Annotated in this window: 14 protein-coding genes; 12 read left to right on the top strand and 2 right to left on the bottom strand. The window is 59.6% G+C overall.

Annotated features, from left to right (window positions below):
* Window positions 1–7: 7 nt before the first annotated feature.
* Complete coding sequence (gene clpS, locus PLD_RS11090; protein ID WP_011062173.1) at window positions 8–370, bottom strand: ATP-dependent Clp protease adapter ClpS; 363 nt, start codon at window positions 368–370, stop codon at window positions 8–10.
* Between the two features lie 224 nt (window positions 371–594).
* On the opposite strand from clpS, the gene cspD reads away from it, so the two are divergent.
* Window positions 595–852: a cold shock domain-containing protein CspD gene (cspD, locus tag PLD_RS11085; protein WP_159892532.1), complete on the top strand. Its 258-nt coding sequence runs from the start codon at window positions 595–597 to the stop codon at window positions 850–852.
* Window positions 853–931: 79 nt separating this feature from the next.
* Here the strand turns inward: cspD and icd are convergent, their stop codons facing one another.
* Window positions 932–2,188, bottom strand: a complete 1,257-nt coding sequence (icd, locus tag PLD_RS11080; RefSeq protein ID WP_011062175.1) for an NADP-dependent isocitrate dehydrogenase — start codon at window positions 2,186–2,188, stop codon at window positions 932–934.
* A gap of 505 nt (window positions 2,189–2,693) precedes the next feature.
* Here icd and PLD_RS11075 point away from each other — a divergent pair.
* The 11 genes from PLD_RS11075 (at window position 2,694) to PLD_RS11025 (ending at window position 14,982) form a co-directional block, all read left to right on the top strand.
* A complete protein-coding gene (locus tag PLD_RS11075; RefSeq protein WP_159892530.1) occupies window positions 2,694–4,919 on the top strand; it encodes an NADP-dependent isocitrate dehydrogenase in 2,226 nt (741 codons plus the stop codon).
* A gap of 161 nt (window positions 4,920–5,080) precedes the next feature.
* Window positions 5,081–5,527, top strand: coding sequence for an NUDIX hydrolase (locus PLD_RS11070; RefSeq protein ID WP_159892528.1), 447 nt, complete (start codon window positions 5,081–5,083; stop codon window positions 5,525–5,527).
* A 71-nt stretch (window positions 5,528–5,598) separates the two neighbouring features.
* The gene (gene mnmA / locus PLD_RS11065) at window positions 5,599–6,732 is read left to right on the top strand and encodes a tRNA 2-thiouridine(34) synthase MnmA (protein WP_159892526.1); all 1,134 of its coding nucleotides are present in this window, start codon (window positions 5,599–5,601) and stop codon (window positions 6,730–6,732) included.
* Window positions 6,729–7,352, top strand: coding sequence for a high frequency lysogenization protein HflD (gene hflD, locus PLD_RS11060; RefSeq protein ID WP_011062179.1), 624 nt, complete (start codon window positions 6,729–6,731; stop codon window positions 7,350–7,352). The genes mnmA and hflD overlap by 4 nt, the downstream gene beginning before the upstream one ends.
* Window positions 7,353–7,482: 130 nt before the next feature.
* Window positions 7,483–8,853 carry an adenylosuccinate lyase gene (gene purB / locus PLD_RS11055; RefSeq protein ID WP_102864723.1) on the top strand — a complete coding sequence of 457 codons (1,371 nt, stop codon included), beginning with the start codon at window positions 7,483–7,485 and terminating at the stop codon, window positions 8,851–8,853.
* 83 nt (window positions 8,854–8,936) lie between these two features.
* Window positions 8,937–10,103 carry a cupin domain-containing protein gene (locus PLD_RS11050; RefSeq protein WP_159892524.1) on the top strand — a complete coding sequence of 389 codons (1,167 nt, stop codon included), beginning with the start codon at window positions 8,937–8,939 and terminating at the stop codon, window positions 10,101–10,103.
* The gene (locus PLD_RS11045) at window positions 10,096–10,518 is read left to right on the top strand and encodes a GNAT family N-acetyltransferase (protein ID WP_092313078.1); all 423 of its coding nucleotides are present in this window, start codon (window positions 10,096–10,098) and stop codon (window positions 10,516–10,518) included. The genes PLD_RS11050 and PLD_RS11045 overlap by 8 nt, the downstream gene beginning before the upstream one ends.
* A 176-nt stretch (window positions 10,519–10,694) precedes the next feature.
* Window positions 10,695–11,450 carry a secretin N-terminal domain-containing protein gene (locus PLD_RS11040; protein WP_159892522.1) on the top strand — a complete coding sequence of 252 codons (756 nt, stop codon included), beginning with the start codon at window positions 10,695–10,697 and terminating at the stop codon, window positions 11,448–11,450.
* 512 nt (window positions 11,451–11,962) lie between these two features.
* On the top strand, window positions 11,963–13,288 hold the full coding sequence (gene aceA, locus PLD_RS11035) for an isocitrate lyase (RefSeq protein ID WP_011062184.1): 1,326 nt from the start codon (window positions 11,963–11,965) through the stop codon (window positions 13,286–13,288).
* 595 nt (window positions 13,289–13,883) lie between these two features.
* Window positions 13,884–14,297: an NADH-quinone oxidoreductase subunit A gene (locus PLD_RS11030; RefSeq protein WP_011062185.1), complete on the top strand. Its 414-nt coding sequence runs from the start codon at window positions 13,884–13,886 to the stop codon at window positions 14,295–14,297.
* Between the two features lie 10 nt (window positions 14,298–14,307).
* Window positions 14,308–14,982 (top strand): NADH-quinone oxidoreductase subunit B family protein, encoded by a 675-nt coding sequence (locus tag PLD_RS11025; RefSeq protein ID WP_011062186.1) that lies wholly within the window; start codon window positions 14,308–14,310, stop codon window positions 14,980–14,982.
* Window positions 14,983–14,990: the final 8 nt, after the last annotated feature.

Below are 14,990 nucleotides of genomic sequence, written 5' to 3'. Positions count from 1 at the left end.
GTCGGCGTTAACCGTCCTTCTCGATTTCACAGAGTAGCGGATGCTGGCTTTCACGGGCGTACTGGTTGACCTGCATGGCCTTGGTCTCGGCGATGTCGCGGGTAAACAATCCACACACTGCCCGCCCTTCGGTATGGACGGCCAGCATGACCTTGGTCGCCAGCTCGCGATTCAGGTTAAAAAACATCTCGAGCACTTCGACGACGAAATCCATCGGGGTGTAGTCATCGTTGAACAAAACCACCTTGTACATCGGCGGCGCCTGTAACGCAGGCTTAGCTTCCTGTACAGCCAAGCCAGCGGAATCGTCGTCGTGCAAGTCCGGGCGATCCTGATTGAATGTTAGTCGAATCTGGCTGATTGCATGCATGGAAAGAAAGGTTCGTCAGTTGTGCAAATGCAGTGGTGGGGGCGCCCTGGATGGAATTCAACTCCGACCGCCGGGTCACCTTGACTATCGGCAAAACGGTGTTACAACCAATAGGGCCCACATTGGGTAATAAACGTCCGCGGCGTCAACCTTTTTACCAAGCTTGGCGGCGGATGAACTGGATGATACTCCAGTGATGGAGTCTGTTGCAGAGGGATATGAGTATGGCTAGCGGTAAGGTCAAGTGGTTCAACAATGCCAAGGGCTACGGCTTTATTAATGAGGAGGGCAAAAACGAAGATCTGTTTGCCCACTACTCAGCCATCGATATGGATGGCTACAAGACCTTGAAAGCCGGACAGGCCGTGAGCTTCGAGATCATTCAGGGACCCAAGGGCCTGCACGCGGTCAAAATCAGCGCCCTGAAAACACCCGACACCTCCCTCAGCGCCGAGACTCAACATGAGAGCGCCCTGAGCTGATCGACCCAACATCCAGTCATAAAAAAACCGGCCGACTCAAGGGATTGAATCGGCCGGTTCGCTTTGTGCCCGAACTCGCTTACATGTGCGAGATCAGTGCATCACCAAATGCCGACGACGACAGCAACGTCGCGCCATCCATCAGCCGCTCGAAGTCATAGGTCACCGTCTTGGCCGAGATAGCGCCGTTGGTGCCCTTGATGATCAGGTCCGCCGCCTCGGTCCAGCCCATGTGACGCAGCATCATCTCTGCAGAGAGAATCAGAGAACCTGGGTTGACCTGGTCCTTGCCGGCGTACTTGGGCGCGGTACCGTGGGTCGCTTCGAACATGGCCACGGTGTCAGACAGGTTGGCACCCGGAGCGATGCCGATACCGCCAACTTCAGCCGCCAGGGCGTCGGACAGGTAGTCACCGTTGAGGTTGAGGGTGGCAATCACATCGTATTCGGCAGGGCGCAGCAGGATCTGCTGAAGCATGGCGTCAGCGATAGCATCCTTGACGATGACGTTCTTGCCGGTTTTCGGGTTCTTGAACTGCATCCAAGGACCGCCGTCCAGCAAGGTTGCGCCGAACTCTTCAGCCGCCACTTCGTAGGCCCACTCTTTGAAGGCACCTTCGGTGAACTTCATGATGTTGCCTTTGTGCACGATGGTCAGCGAGTCACGGTCGTTATCCACGACATATTGCAGCGCCTTGCGCGCCAGACGCTTGGTGCCCTGCAGGGATACCGGCTTGACGCCGATGCCGCAGTTTTCGTCGAAACGGATCTTGGTAACGCCCATTTCTTCTTTAAGGAATTTGATGACCTTGGTGGCCTCCGCCGACCCAGCCTTCCACTCGATACCGGCGTAAATGTCTTCGGAGTTTTCACGGAAGATGGTCATGTCCACATCACCCGGCTTTTTCACTGGGCTAGGCACGCCTTCGAACCAGCGCACCGGGCGCAGGCACACATAGAGATCGAGTTGCTGACGCAGGGCCACGTTCAGGGAACGGATGCCGCCACCGACCGGAGTGGTCAGCGGGCCCTTGATGGAAACCACGTAATCCTTTACTGCATCCAGGGTTTCCTGAGGAAGCCAGGTGTCCTGGTCGTACACTTGAGTCGCTTTTTCCCCGGCATACACTTCCATCCAGGAAATCTTGCGTTCGCCGCCGTAAGCCTTCTTAACCGCAGCATCGACAACCTTGATCATGACCGGGCTGATATCAACACCAATACCGTCGCCTTCGATGAAAGGAATAATCGGGTTGTTAGGAACATTGAGAGAATGGTCTGCATTGACGGTGATTTTGTCGCCGACTGCTGGAACCTGAATCTTCTTGTATCCCATGCTGAACTCCGTTGTGTGGATTGAACATCTGGCTGCGTTCGAGCGTAACCCAGTTGAATCTGGACGGGAACCTCATGTTCCACCCATATGCCGTGAAAGCTTTACGGTTCGCGGCCTACAAGCCTGAATGCAAAGGGAAAAGTGCCAAATTCGAGCACAGCCAACGACTCTACGCCTGCACCCCGCCTGCGACCTTTAGACCAATGGACGAGCGCCGGTACCTATGAAGCACCGGCGCTTTGCTAGCTACCTATGTATAATGCCGCCGCTGACCACAGAGTCACGACGGCCGAACGCTCTGCTACCGAAGAAAACAAGCCGAGATCGGCCGCCCAAAGCCGGGTTGTTACCGCAGCCCACCCGCTTGACGCTCGACTGATGCACCCAACATCACCGCGAAGAAACCTCGACATTCGGCTCATGGATGACCTTTGAACGAAAGCGCTTACCCGGCGCACCTCGAGTTTCTGCGCACGCTTTAGCAAAGAAGAGAGTTAATCCGAATATGCCCACCCGCTCGAAGATCATCTATACCTTCACCGACGAAGCTCCGGCCCTCGCCACCTATTCCCTGCTGCCTATCGTAGAAGCCTTCACCGCTTCGGCTGATATCGCCGTGGAAACCCGCGACATCTCCCTGGCCGGCCGCATCCTCGCCAGCTTCCCTGAGCAGTTGGGTGCCAAAGCGGTGCCGGACCACCTCGCCGAACTGGGCGAGCTGGCCGTCACCCCGGAAGCCAACATCATCAAGCTGCCGAACATCAGCGCCTCGGTACCGCAGCTGCAAGCCGCGATCAAGGAACTGCAAGCCCAGGGCTACGCCCTGCCGGACTATCCGGAAACCGTGACCAGTGACGCCGACAAAGACGCCAAAGCGCGTTACGACAAGGTCAAGGGCAGCGCCGTGAACCCGGTCCTGCGTGAAGGCAACTCCGACCGCCGCGCTCCGCTGTCGGTGAAGAACTACGCGCGCAAGCACCCGCACAAGATGGGCGCCTGGGCCAAGGACTCCAAGTCCCACGTTGCCTACATGAGCAACGGCGACTTCTACGGCAGCGAAAAAGCCGCCCTGATCGATGCCGCAGACAGCGTTAAAATCGAGCTGATCGCTCAAGACGGCACTGCCACCGTCCTGAAGGAAAAGACCACCGTGCAAGCCGGTGAGATCCTCGATTGCGCAGTCATGAGCAAAAAGGCCCTGCGCGCCTTCATCGCCACTGAAATCGAAGACGCTAAGAAGCAAGGCGTACTGCTGTCGGTGCACCTCAAAGCCACCATGATGAAAGTCTCCGACCCGGTCATGTTTGGCCAGATCGTTGCCGAGTTCTATCAGGACGCCCTGAGCAAGCACGCTGCCGTGCTGCAAGAAATCGGTTTCAACCTGAACAACGGCATCGGCGACCTGTACGCCCGCATCAAGGCCCTGCCAGCCGAACAGCAAGCCGCGATCGAAGCCGACATCCAGGCGGTCTACGCTGCCCGACCTGCCCTGGCCATGGTCAACTCCGACAAAGGCATCACCAACCTGCACGTACCGAGCGACGTGATCGTCGACGCCTCGATGCCAGCCATGATCCGTGACTCCGGTAAAATGTGGGGCACCGACGGCCAACTGCATGACACCAAGGCGGTCATTCCGGACCGTTGCTACGCCACCATCTACCAGGCCGTGATCGAAGACTGCAAAGCCAATGGCGCATTCGACCCGACCACCATGGGCAGCGTGCCAAACGTTGGCCTGATGGCGAAAAAAGCCGAAGAGTACGGTTCCCACGACAAGACCTTCGAAATCAAGGCTGACGGCGCGGTTCGCGTCACCGACAGCCAAGGCAAGCTGCTGCTGGAGCAGAAAGTCGAAGCCGGCGACATCTTCCGCATGTGCCAGACCAAGGACGCGCCGATCCAGGACTGGGTCAAACTTGCCGTCAACCGTGCTCGCGCCAGCAGCACCCCGGCCATTTTCTGGCTGGACCCAATGCGCGCCCACGACGGTGTGATGATCGAGAAAGTCCAGGCCTACCTGAAGGATCACGACACCAGCGGCCTGGACATCCGCATCATGTCTCCGGTCGAAGCCATGAAGTTCACCCTGGCCCGTACCCGCGACGGCCAGGACACCATCTCGGTGACCGGCAACGTACTGCGCGACTACCTGACCGACCTGTTCCCGATCATGGAACTGGGCACCAGCGCCAAGATGCTGTCGATCGTGCCACTGATGAACGGTGGCGGCCTGTTCGAAACTGGCGCCGGCGGTTCGGCTCCGAAGCACGTGCAACAGCTGCTGGAAGAGAACTTCCTGCGCTGGGATTCCCTGGGTGAGTTCCTGGCCCTGGCCGCTTCCCTGGAACACCTGGGCAACACCTACAACAACCCGAAAGCCCTGGTACTTGCCAAGACCCTGGACCAGGCTACCGGTCAGTTCCTCGACAACAACAAGTCGCCATCGCGCAAAGTCGGCAACATCGACAACCGTGGCAGCCACTTCTACCTGGCGCTGTACTGGGCCCAAGCCCTGGCCGCCCAGACCGAGGACGCCGCCCTGCAAGCGCAGTTCAGCCCTCTGGCCAAGACCCTGACCGAGAACGAAGCGACCATCGTCGCCGAGCTCAACGCCGTACAGGGCAAGCCCGTGGACATCGGCGGCTACTACAGCGCCAACCCTGAACGGGTGAGCAAGGCCATGCGTCCGAGCGCCACCCTCAACGCGGCCATCGCTGCGCTGGTGTAAGTACGATCGAACACACAAACCCCGGCCCCGCGCCGGGGTTTGTGCTTCTGAAGCCCTTAGGAGCCGGCTTGCCGGCGAATGCCCTCACGCCGGACATGCGGCGCTCGCTTCGCCGGCAAACTGACTCCTACAATACCCGCCTCTTATAAAGGAGTGCCCATATGGAATGGCAACCCCATATCACTGTCGCCACCATCGTCGAAGATCAGGGCCGCTTCCTGTTCGTCGAGGAGTACTCGGGCAAACAGGCCGTGCTCAACCAGCCCGCCGGGCATCTGGATGCCAATGAAAGCCTGCTCCAGGCAGCCATTCGCGAAACCCTCGAGGAAACCGGATGGGACGTGGAATTGACTGCTGTGGTCGGCATCTACCTGTACACCGCCCCGAGCAACGGCGTGACCTACCAGCGCGTGTGCTTTGCCGCCAAACCGCTGCGCCACCATCCGGACTATCAACTGGACGACGGCATCATCGGCCCACGCTGGCTAACCCGCGAGCAACTGCTGGAGCAACGGGCCAACTGGCGCAGTGAGCTGATCCTGCAGTGCCTGGACGACTACCTGGAGGGCCAACTGCACAGTCTGGCGCTGATCCGACCAATGCTTTAACCGCAGTTTTAGCCTTGCAGGCCTCAGCCTGTTAGAATCGCGTCCTTTTTCAAGACTCCCATTGAATTCCTATGCGTGATCCAGCCCCTTCTGACACCCAAAAGAAACGCGTCATTGTCGGCATGTCCGGCGGCGTGGATTCTTCCGTTTCCGCCCTTCTGCTGATGGAGCAGGGATACCAGGTGGAGGGCCTGTTCATGAAGAACTGGGAGGAAGACGACGGCACCGAATACTGCACTGCCATGGATGACCTGGCGGACGCCCAGGCCGTGTGCGACAAGCTGGGCATCAAGCTGCACAGCGCCAACTTCGCCGCCGAGTACTGGGACAACGTGTTCGAGCACTTCCTGGCCGAATACAAGGCCGGCCGCACGCCGAACCCGGACATCCTGTGCAACCGCGAAATCAAGTTCAAGGCGTTCCTCGACTACGCCATGATGCTCGGCGCCGACCTGATCGCTACCGGTCACTATGTGCGTCGTCGCGACATCGACGGCCGCACCGAACTGCTCAAGGGCCTGGACCCGAATAAGGACCAGAGCTACTTCCTCCACGCCGTTGGCGGCGAACAAATCGCCAAGACCCTGTTCCCAGTGGGCGAGCTGGAAAAGCCCGAAGTGCGCGCCATCGCTGAGAAACATGACCTGGCTACGGCAAAGAAGAAAGACTCCACCGGCATCTGCTTTATCGGTGAGCGGCGCTTCAGCGACTTCCTCAAGCAGTACCTGCCGGCCCAGCCCGGCGAGATCAAGACCACCGAGGGTGAAGTCATCGGCCGCCATCACGGCCTGATGTACCACACCATCGGCCAGCGTCAGGGCCTGGGCATCGGCGGCCTGAAAGACGCCGGCGAAGAGCCGTGGTACGTACTGATCAAGGACCTTGAGCACAACGAGCTGATTGTTGGCCAGGGCAACGATCACCCCTGGCTGTTCTCCCGCGCCCTGCTGGCCTCCGACATCTATTGGGTCAACCCCATCGCCCTTAACCAGCCGCGACGCCTGACCGCCAAGGTGCGCTACCGCCAGAGCGACCAGCCCTGCACCCTGGAAAAGACCGCCAACGGCTACCGCGCCACCTTCGACGACCCGCAGCGCGCCGTAACCCCCGGCCAGTCCGTGGTGTTCTACGACGGTGAAATCTGCCTCGGCGGCGGCGTGATCGAAGTGGCCGAACCCTGGAGTAGCAAGGACGTCCGCCCATGAGCCCGATTCAGGAACAACTGACGGCGCTGGGTGGAGTATTCCTCGCCGCGGTGTTGGTAGACCGCATCGCCAAGACCGGCCAGGTCAGCGAAGCGGCCTTGAGCTGCATGCTCGGCAGCCTGCTGATCCGTGATCCGAAAGACACCCTGGAAGTCTATGGCGGCGACGACATCAATCTGCGCGAGGGCTATCGCGCCCTGATCGGCGCCCTGGAGCGCGACCCCAGCACCCTGCAACGCGAGCCACTGCGCTACGCCCTGTCGATGCTCGGCCTGGAGCGTCAATTGGCCAAACGCGACGACCTCTTGGAAACCATCGGCAAGCGCCTGCCACAGATCCAATCCCAGGTGGAACACTTCGGTCCGGCCCACGAAAACGTCATCGCCGCGTGTGGCGGGCTGTACCAGGACACCCTGAGTACCCTGCGCCAGCGCATCCAGGTGCACGGCGACATGCGCAACCTGCAGCAGCCGAGCAATGCCTCGAAGATTCGCGCACTGTTGCTGGCCGGCATCCGCTCGGCGCGCCTGTGGCGCCAATTGGGCGGTCATCGCTGGCAACTGGTGATCAGCCGGCGCAAATTGCTTAAAGAACTGTATCCATTGATGCGCAGCAGCTGAGCTGCTGCTTGCGCCACCCGTTTTTTTCAAGAGCTGCGCGTAAGACGCTGGTCAGTTGGCAACGGACCTGCGGATATTTTCATGTATGATACGCGCCCCATTTCGTTGCCCGACTGTCCGAGAACACCCCATGCAGCTCTCTTCGCTCACTGCGGTTTCCCCTGTTGACGGCCGCTACGCCGGCAAAACCCAGGCCCTGCGCCCCATTTTCAGCGAATACGGCCTGATCCGTGCTCGCGTCCTCGTTGAAGTGCGCTGGCTCCAGCGCCTGGCCGCCCACAGCGCCATCAGCGAAGTGCCGGCGTTCTCCGCCGAAGCCAACGCCGTCCTCAATGCCCTGGCAGAGAACTTCTCCCTGGAGCACGCCGAACGCGTCAAAGAGATCGAGCGCACCACCAACCACGACGTCAAGGCCATCGAATACCTGCTCAAGGAACAAGCCGCCAAGCTGCCTGAGCTGGCCAACGTCAGTGAGTTCATCCACTTCGCCTGCACCAGCGAGGACATCAACAACCTGTCCCACGCCCTGATGCTGCGCGAAGGCCGTGATGACGTGATGCTGCCGCTGATGCGCCAGACCGCCAACGCCATCCGCGAACTGGCAATCCGCTTCGCCGAAGTGCCGATGCTGTCGCGCACCCACGGTCAGCCGGCTTCGCCGACCACCCTGGGCAAGGAACTGGCCAACGTCGTGTACCGCCTGGAGCGCCAGATCGCTCAAGTCGCCGCCGTGCCGCTGCTGGGCAAGATCAACGGCGCCGTGGGCAACTACAACGCCCACCTGTCGGCCTACCCGGACATCGACTGGGAAGCCAACGCCCGCGCCTTCATCGAAGACGAGCTGGGCCTGGCCTTCAACCCCTACACCACCCAGATCGAGCCGCACGACTACATCGCCGAGCTGTTCGACGCCATCGCCCGCTTCAACACCATCCTGATCGACTTCGATCGCGATATCTGGGGCTACATCTCCCTGGGCTACTTCAAGCAGCGCACCATTGCCGGCGAAATCGGTTCCTCGACCATGCCGCACAAGGTCAACCCGATCGACTTCGAAAACTCCGAAGGCAACCTGGGGATCGCCAACGCCCTGTTCCAGCACCTGGCAAGCAAGCTGCCGATTTCCCGCTGGCAGCGCGACCTGACCGACTCCACGGTCCTGCGCAATCTGGGCGTGGGCTTCGCTCACAGCGTGATCGCCTACGAAGCCAGCCTCAAGGGCATCAGCAAGCTGGAGCTCAATGCTTCGAGGATCGCCGAAGACCTGGACGCTTGCTGGGAAGTGCTGGCCGAGCCGATCCAGACCGTGATGCGTCGCTACAACATCGAAAACCCGTACGAAAAGCTCAAGGAACTGACCCGCGGCAAGGGCATCAGCCCTGAAGCGCTGCAGACTTTCATCGACGGCTTGGACATGCCTGCCGCAGCCAAGGCCGAACTGAAACAACTCACCCCGGCCAGCTACATCGGCAATGCCGCGGCCCAGGCCAAGCGCATCTGAGCCACTGCTCGACCCTTTGACGCCCGGCCGCGCCGGGCGTTTTTATTCCTGCTAGAAAAGTACATTTTTTCAATAGGTTACACATGAATCCTGATATTCCTCTTCAACTTCTGGGCGGCATCACTGCACGGGAATTTCTGCGCGACTACTGGCAGAAGAAGCCCCTGCTGATCCGTCAGGCCCTGCCTGACTTCGAAAACCCGATCGAACCCGACGAACTGGCCGGCCTGGCCCTGGAAGAGGAAGTCGAATCGCGCCTGGTGATCGAGAACGGCGAGCGCCCTTGGGAACTGCGCCGCGGCCCGTTCGCCGAAGACGAGTTCAGCAAGCTGCCAGAGCGCGACTGGACCCTGCTGGTCCAGGCCGTAGACCAGTTCGTTCCGGAAGTCGCCGAGCTGCTGGAGCACTTCCGTTTCCTGCCCAGCTGGCGCATTGATGACGTAATGATCAGCTTCGCTGCGCCTGGCGGAAACGTCGGCCCACATTTTGACAACTACGACGTATTCCTGCTGCAAGGCCACGGCAAGCGCAACTGGAAGATCGGCCAGATGTGCGACTCAGAAAGCCCGTTGCTACAGCACGCAGACCTGCGCATCCTCGCCGAATTCGAAGAGACCGAAAGCTGGGTCCTGGAGCCGGGCGACATGCTCTACCTGCCACCACGCCTGGCCCACTACGGCGTCGCGCTGAACGACTGCATGACCTACTCAGTGGGCTTCCGCGCCCCGAGCGCCGCTGAAGTGCTGACCCACTTCACCGACTTCCTCGGCCAGTTCCTGCCGGACGAAGAGCGCTACACCGATGCCGACGCACAGCCAGTCAGCGACCCACACCAAATCCAGCGGGACGCCCTTGATCGCCTCAAGAGCCTGCTGGCCGAGCACATGGGCGACGAGCGCCTGTTGCTGACCTGGTTCGGCCAGTTCATGACCGAGCCGCGCTACCCGGAGCTGGTGGTCGGCCCGGAACTGGAAGAAGACGACCTGCTGGGCGGCCTGGAACAGGGCGCGATCCTGATCCGCAACCCAAGCGCGCGCCTGGCCTGGTCGGAGGTCGATGAAGACCTGCTGCTGTTCGCTAGCGGCCAAAGTCGCCTGCTTCCCGGTAAACTGCGCGAGCTGCTGAAAATGATTTGCGCCGCCGACGCCCTGCATATCGACAACCTCGGCCCTTGGCTGGCGGATGAAGATGGGCGCGGCCTGCTGTGTGAACTGGTCAAGCAAGGGAGCCTGGGGTTTGCCGATGAATAAGATTCACGTACGTGTCGCAGACTGGCAAAAGGATAACGCCGAGATCCGGCGCATTCGTGAAGCAGTGTTCATTGCCGAGCAATCCGTCCCCCCCGAACTAGAGTGGGACGCCGATGACGACAGCGCTGTGCACTTTCTGGCCTTCGAGGGAGATTTCCCTATCGGTACCGCCCGCCTGCTGCCGGACGGCCATGTCGGCCGGGTCTCGGTACTCAAGGATTGGCGCGGCCTCAAGGTCGGCGATGCACTGATGCATGCGGTGATCGACGAAGCCGAGAAACGCGGCCTCAAACAACAGATGCTCAGCGCCCAGGTCCAGGCCACGCCATTCTACGAGCGCCTGGGTTTCTCGATTGTCAGCGAGGAATTCCTCGAAGCAGGAATCCCCCACGTCGACATGGTTCGCGGCGCGTGACCGACAAGCCCTAACGGCAATAGCCAAAGCGAACGCCCTGCCATCCCCTTGCGCCCACCAGGCGCAAGACCAGGATGCCAGGGCGTTTTGCCGTCTAGGATTCAACTTGCCCCCGCCAAAGCCGACAAAGTGTCAAACTCAAGGCTTTACGCCAGCTACTCGCGGAGATAACGGATATGTCCCTACGCACTTTGCTCACGACGCTGCTACTGACCTTCAGTTGCTCAGTCATGGCCGCCACCGAGATCGTGCCCCTCAACAACCGCACCAGCGCTGACCTGCTGCCGGTGGCGCAGAACTTTCTTGGCAAGGACGGCAAGGTCAGCGTCTATGGCAACCAACTGATCGTCAATGCCGAACCGGGCAAGATCGCCGAGCTGCGGGCGTTCATTGCGCAATTGGATACGGCAGCCAAGCGCCTGCTGATCACCGTAGACACCAATGAAAACAACTTCCAGGACAACCAGGGTTATTCGGTCAACACCCCCCACCAGCCCCACATCATCACTCGCAGCACCGAGAGCCGCGATGGCGGCATCCAACAGATCCAGGCCAGCGAAGGCGTGCCGGCGCTGATCCAGGTGGGCCAGAGCGTCCCCCTGACCACTACACAGACCGATCCCTATGGTCGTCTGCAAAACCAGACCCAGTACCGCAACGTGACCCAGGGCTTCTATGTCACGGCCAGCGTGACCGGCGAGACCGTGCACCTGAGCATCAGCACCAATCGTGACCGCATGAGCCAAGAGCACCCTGATGTAGTGACCGTGCAAAGCACCGACACAACCGTTAGCGGACGCCTGGGGGAATGGATCACCCTGGCCGGCGTCAATCGCCAGACCCAAGCCGGCAAACAGGGCCTGAGCCGCAGCTATTCGACTCAGGGCCGGAATGACATGACCCTGAGGGTGAAGGTCGATGCTTTGGACTAAAGCACCAAAAACTGACTGATTAGTCGTATTAGACCAAAGATGTAGTGGCGCAAAAAAAGCACTACAAACCATTTGACGAGCCAAAAAACCGCGGGCATGATGGCCTCGCTCCCGCTAATCAGGGGCCCTGGCAAGGGCCTTCGGATCGTTGCTCTAACCTACCCATCTGAGCCGATTCGTGTCTGTACCGCCCACAAGGTGTGTTTGACGAGGTTGCGACTGGAACGAAGTTGTCCCGAGGGACGGAAGCGTAATTAGGTCGATCGGCAACACACTGATGGAACGCACCAAGGCCCACGACGCCCGCATGCGCACCGCAGCTCGCCTTCACCTGCTCACTTTCCCCTCGAGCCCATCGTTCACCCGTCGCCATCCCGTCAGTCCGACTTGGCCACCAAAGCCCCTGGTCAGCGAGCAGCCTGCTACGCAATCTGTGTAACTGCGTAATGGGCAAGCCGGAATTCTTCACCCAAGAACGACTTTTCATACAAGACGCGACGAGGTTTATCTCCATGGCACTGACACGCGAACAGCAAATTGCAGCCCTTGAAAAAGACTGGGCTGAAAACCCGCGCTGGAAAGGCGTGACTCGCACCTACTCCGCTGCCGACGTGGTCCGTCTGCGTGGCTCGGTTCAGCCCGAGCACACCCTGGCACGCATGGGCGCCGAGAAGCTCTGGAACCTGGTCACCCAAGGCGCCAAACCATCCTTCCGTCCTGATAAAGATTTCGTCAACTGCATGGGCGCCCTGACTGGCGGCCAGGCGGTACAACAGGTTAAAGCCGGTATCCAGGCCATCTACCTGTCGGGCTGGCAAGTGGCTGCGGACAACAACTCCGCAGAATCCATGTACCCCGACCAGTCGCTGTACCCGGTGGACTCGGTTCCAACCGTGGTCAAGCGCATCAACAACTCGTTCCGTCGCGCCGACCAGATCCAGTGGAAAGCCGGCAAGAACCCAGGTGACGACGGCTACATCGACTACTTCGCCCCTATCGTGGCAGACGCTGAAGCCGGTTTCGGCGGCGTGCTGAACGCCTACGAGCTGATGAAGAGCATGATCGAAGCGGGCGCCGCCGGCGTTCACTTCGAAGACCAACTGGCTTCCGTGAAGAAGTGCGGCCACATGGGCGGCAAAGTGCTGGTGCCAACCCAGGAAGCCGTACAGAAGCTGACCGCAGCCCGTCTGGCGGCCGACGTTGCCGGCGTACCGACCATCATCCTGGCCCGGACCGACGCCAACGCCGCCGACCTGCTGACTTCCGACTGCGACCCGTACGACCAGCCATTCGTGACTGGCACCCGTACCCAGGAAGGCTTCTACAAAGTGAAAGCCGGACTGGACCAGGCAATCGCCCGCGGCCTGGCTTACGCCCCGTACGCCGACCTGATCTGGTGCGAAACCGCCAAGCCGGACCTGGACGAAGCTCGTCGCTTCGCTGAAGCGATCAAGAAGGAATACCCAGACCAGATCCTGTCGTACAACTGCTCGCCTTCCTTCAACTGGAAGAAAAACCTGGACGACGCGACCATCGCCAAGTTCCAGCGCGAACTGTCCGCCATGGGTTACAAGCACCAGTTCATCACCCTGGCCGGCATTCACAACATGTGGCACAGCATGTTCAACCTGGCGCACGACTACGCCCGCAACGACATGACCGCCTACGTGAAGCTGCAAGAGCAGGAGTTCGCTGACGCCGCCAAAGGCTACACCTTCGTGGCGCACCAGCAGGAAGTGGGCACCGGCTACTTCGACGACATGACCACCGTGATCCAGGGTGGCTCGTCCTCGGTAACCGCCCTGACCGGCTCTACAGAAGAAGAGCAATTCCACTGATTCCAGGCCTCGCGCCTTGATCGAGCGGCCAATGCAGACCCGGTAAAAACAACTGCATTGCTGTAAAGCTGACGCCCCGACTGGTTCGGGGCGTTTTTTTTGCACTCCTGGCCGTAGCCGCCTTTCTGACCAGGCAAGTTCCCCAGGCTGGAAAACTCAGCACCAAGCCAGCACCGCGCAAAAGCCGACAAAATATTGATCCAGAGCGGTGTTGCCCGAGGCAAAACAGGTTAAAAGGTGCGCCCCTGCTACTTGCAGTAACAGGGATATAACAAGCAACTTTCCCACTCCCCGAAGGAAAGCCGATTAAAACACCCCGCAAACAATATTGATTATCATTCAGGAATTGTAACTTTCGTTGCAGCCGCAACAAAACATAATTAACAAAACCTGCCCTAATGCCCACAGGCCGCGGCTTACGGGGCTAAAGAGGTGATCTATGTCCTTATTGCGATAAACAATTTCGCTTTAGAAATTTTACTTGCCCGGTGTTTAGCCATAAAATCAGCCCGATTGATTGCGCTGCGACATATCGTCACTGCTTTATTTCTTTATCAAGCTCAGAGACTCCTGCTCTCTGTTAAGGATTACCAGCATGCCCGAAGCGACAGGACTCATGGCCCACAACTGGGGCTTTGCCATTTTCCTTCTGGGTGTTGTCGGCCTCTGTGCCTTCATGCTCGGCGTCTCCAGCCTCCTCGGGTCAAAAGCCTGGGGCCGCAGCAAAAACGAACCGTTCGAGTCCGGCATGCTACCTACCGGTGGCGCCCGCTTGCGGCTCTCAGCCAAATTCTATCTGGTCGCGATGCTCTTCGTGATCTTCGATATCGAAGCCCTCTTTCTCTTTGCCTGGTCTGTGTCCGTCCGCGAAAGCGGCTGGACCGGATTCGTCGAAGCTCTCGTTTTCATAGCAATTCTGTTGGCAGGTCTTGTCTACCTTTGGCGAGTGGGGGCTCTTGACTGGGCTCCGGAAGGTCGTCGTAAGCGGCAGGCGAAGCTAAAACAATGAGGCTTTGGCGATGCAATACAATCTCACCAGGATCGACCCCGATGCTCCTAACGATCAGTACCCGATCGGCGAACGGGAAACCGTTTCCGATCCGTTAGAGGATCAGGTCCACAAAAACATCTTCATGGGCAAGCTGGAAGACGTGCTGAGCGGCGCGGTCAACTGGGGGCGTAAGAACTCCCTGTGGCCGTACAACTTCGGTCTGTCCTGCTGCTACGTGGAAATGACCACTGCCTTCACGGCGCCCCACGACATCGCGCGCTTTGGCGCCGAGGTTATCCGGGCATCGCCGCGTCAGGCGGATTTCATGGTTATTGCCGGCACCTGCTTCATCAAGATGGCGCCGATCATTCAGCGTCTCTATGAGCAAATGCTCGAGCCTAAATGGGTTATCTCCATGGGTTCGTGCGCCAACTCCGGTGGCATGTACGACATCTACTCCGTAGTTCAGGGGGTGGACAAGTTCCTGCCCGTGGACGTCTACGTACCTGGCTGCCCGCCCCGCCCCGAAGCGTTCCTGCAAGGCTTGATGCTCTTGCAAGAGTCCATTGGCCAGGAGCGTCGCCCACTGTCCTGGGTCGTCGGTGATCAAGGCGTGTATCGCGCCGAAATGCCGTCGCAAAAGGAGCAGCGCCGCGAACAGCGTATTCAGGTCACCAACCTGCGCAGCCCTGACGAAGTCTGATCCAGATC

The organism is Pseudomonas sp. LD120, assembly GCF_009861525.1.
GTDB lineage: Bacteria > Pseudomonadota > Gammaproteobacteria > Pseudomonadales > Pseudomonadaceae > Aquipseudomonas.
The sequence above is the reverse complement of the archived record's forward strand: the minus strand, read 5'-3'. Positions and strand labels throughout refer to the sequence as shown.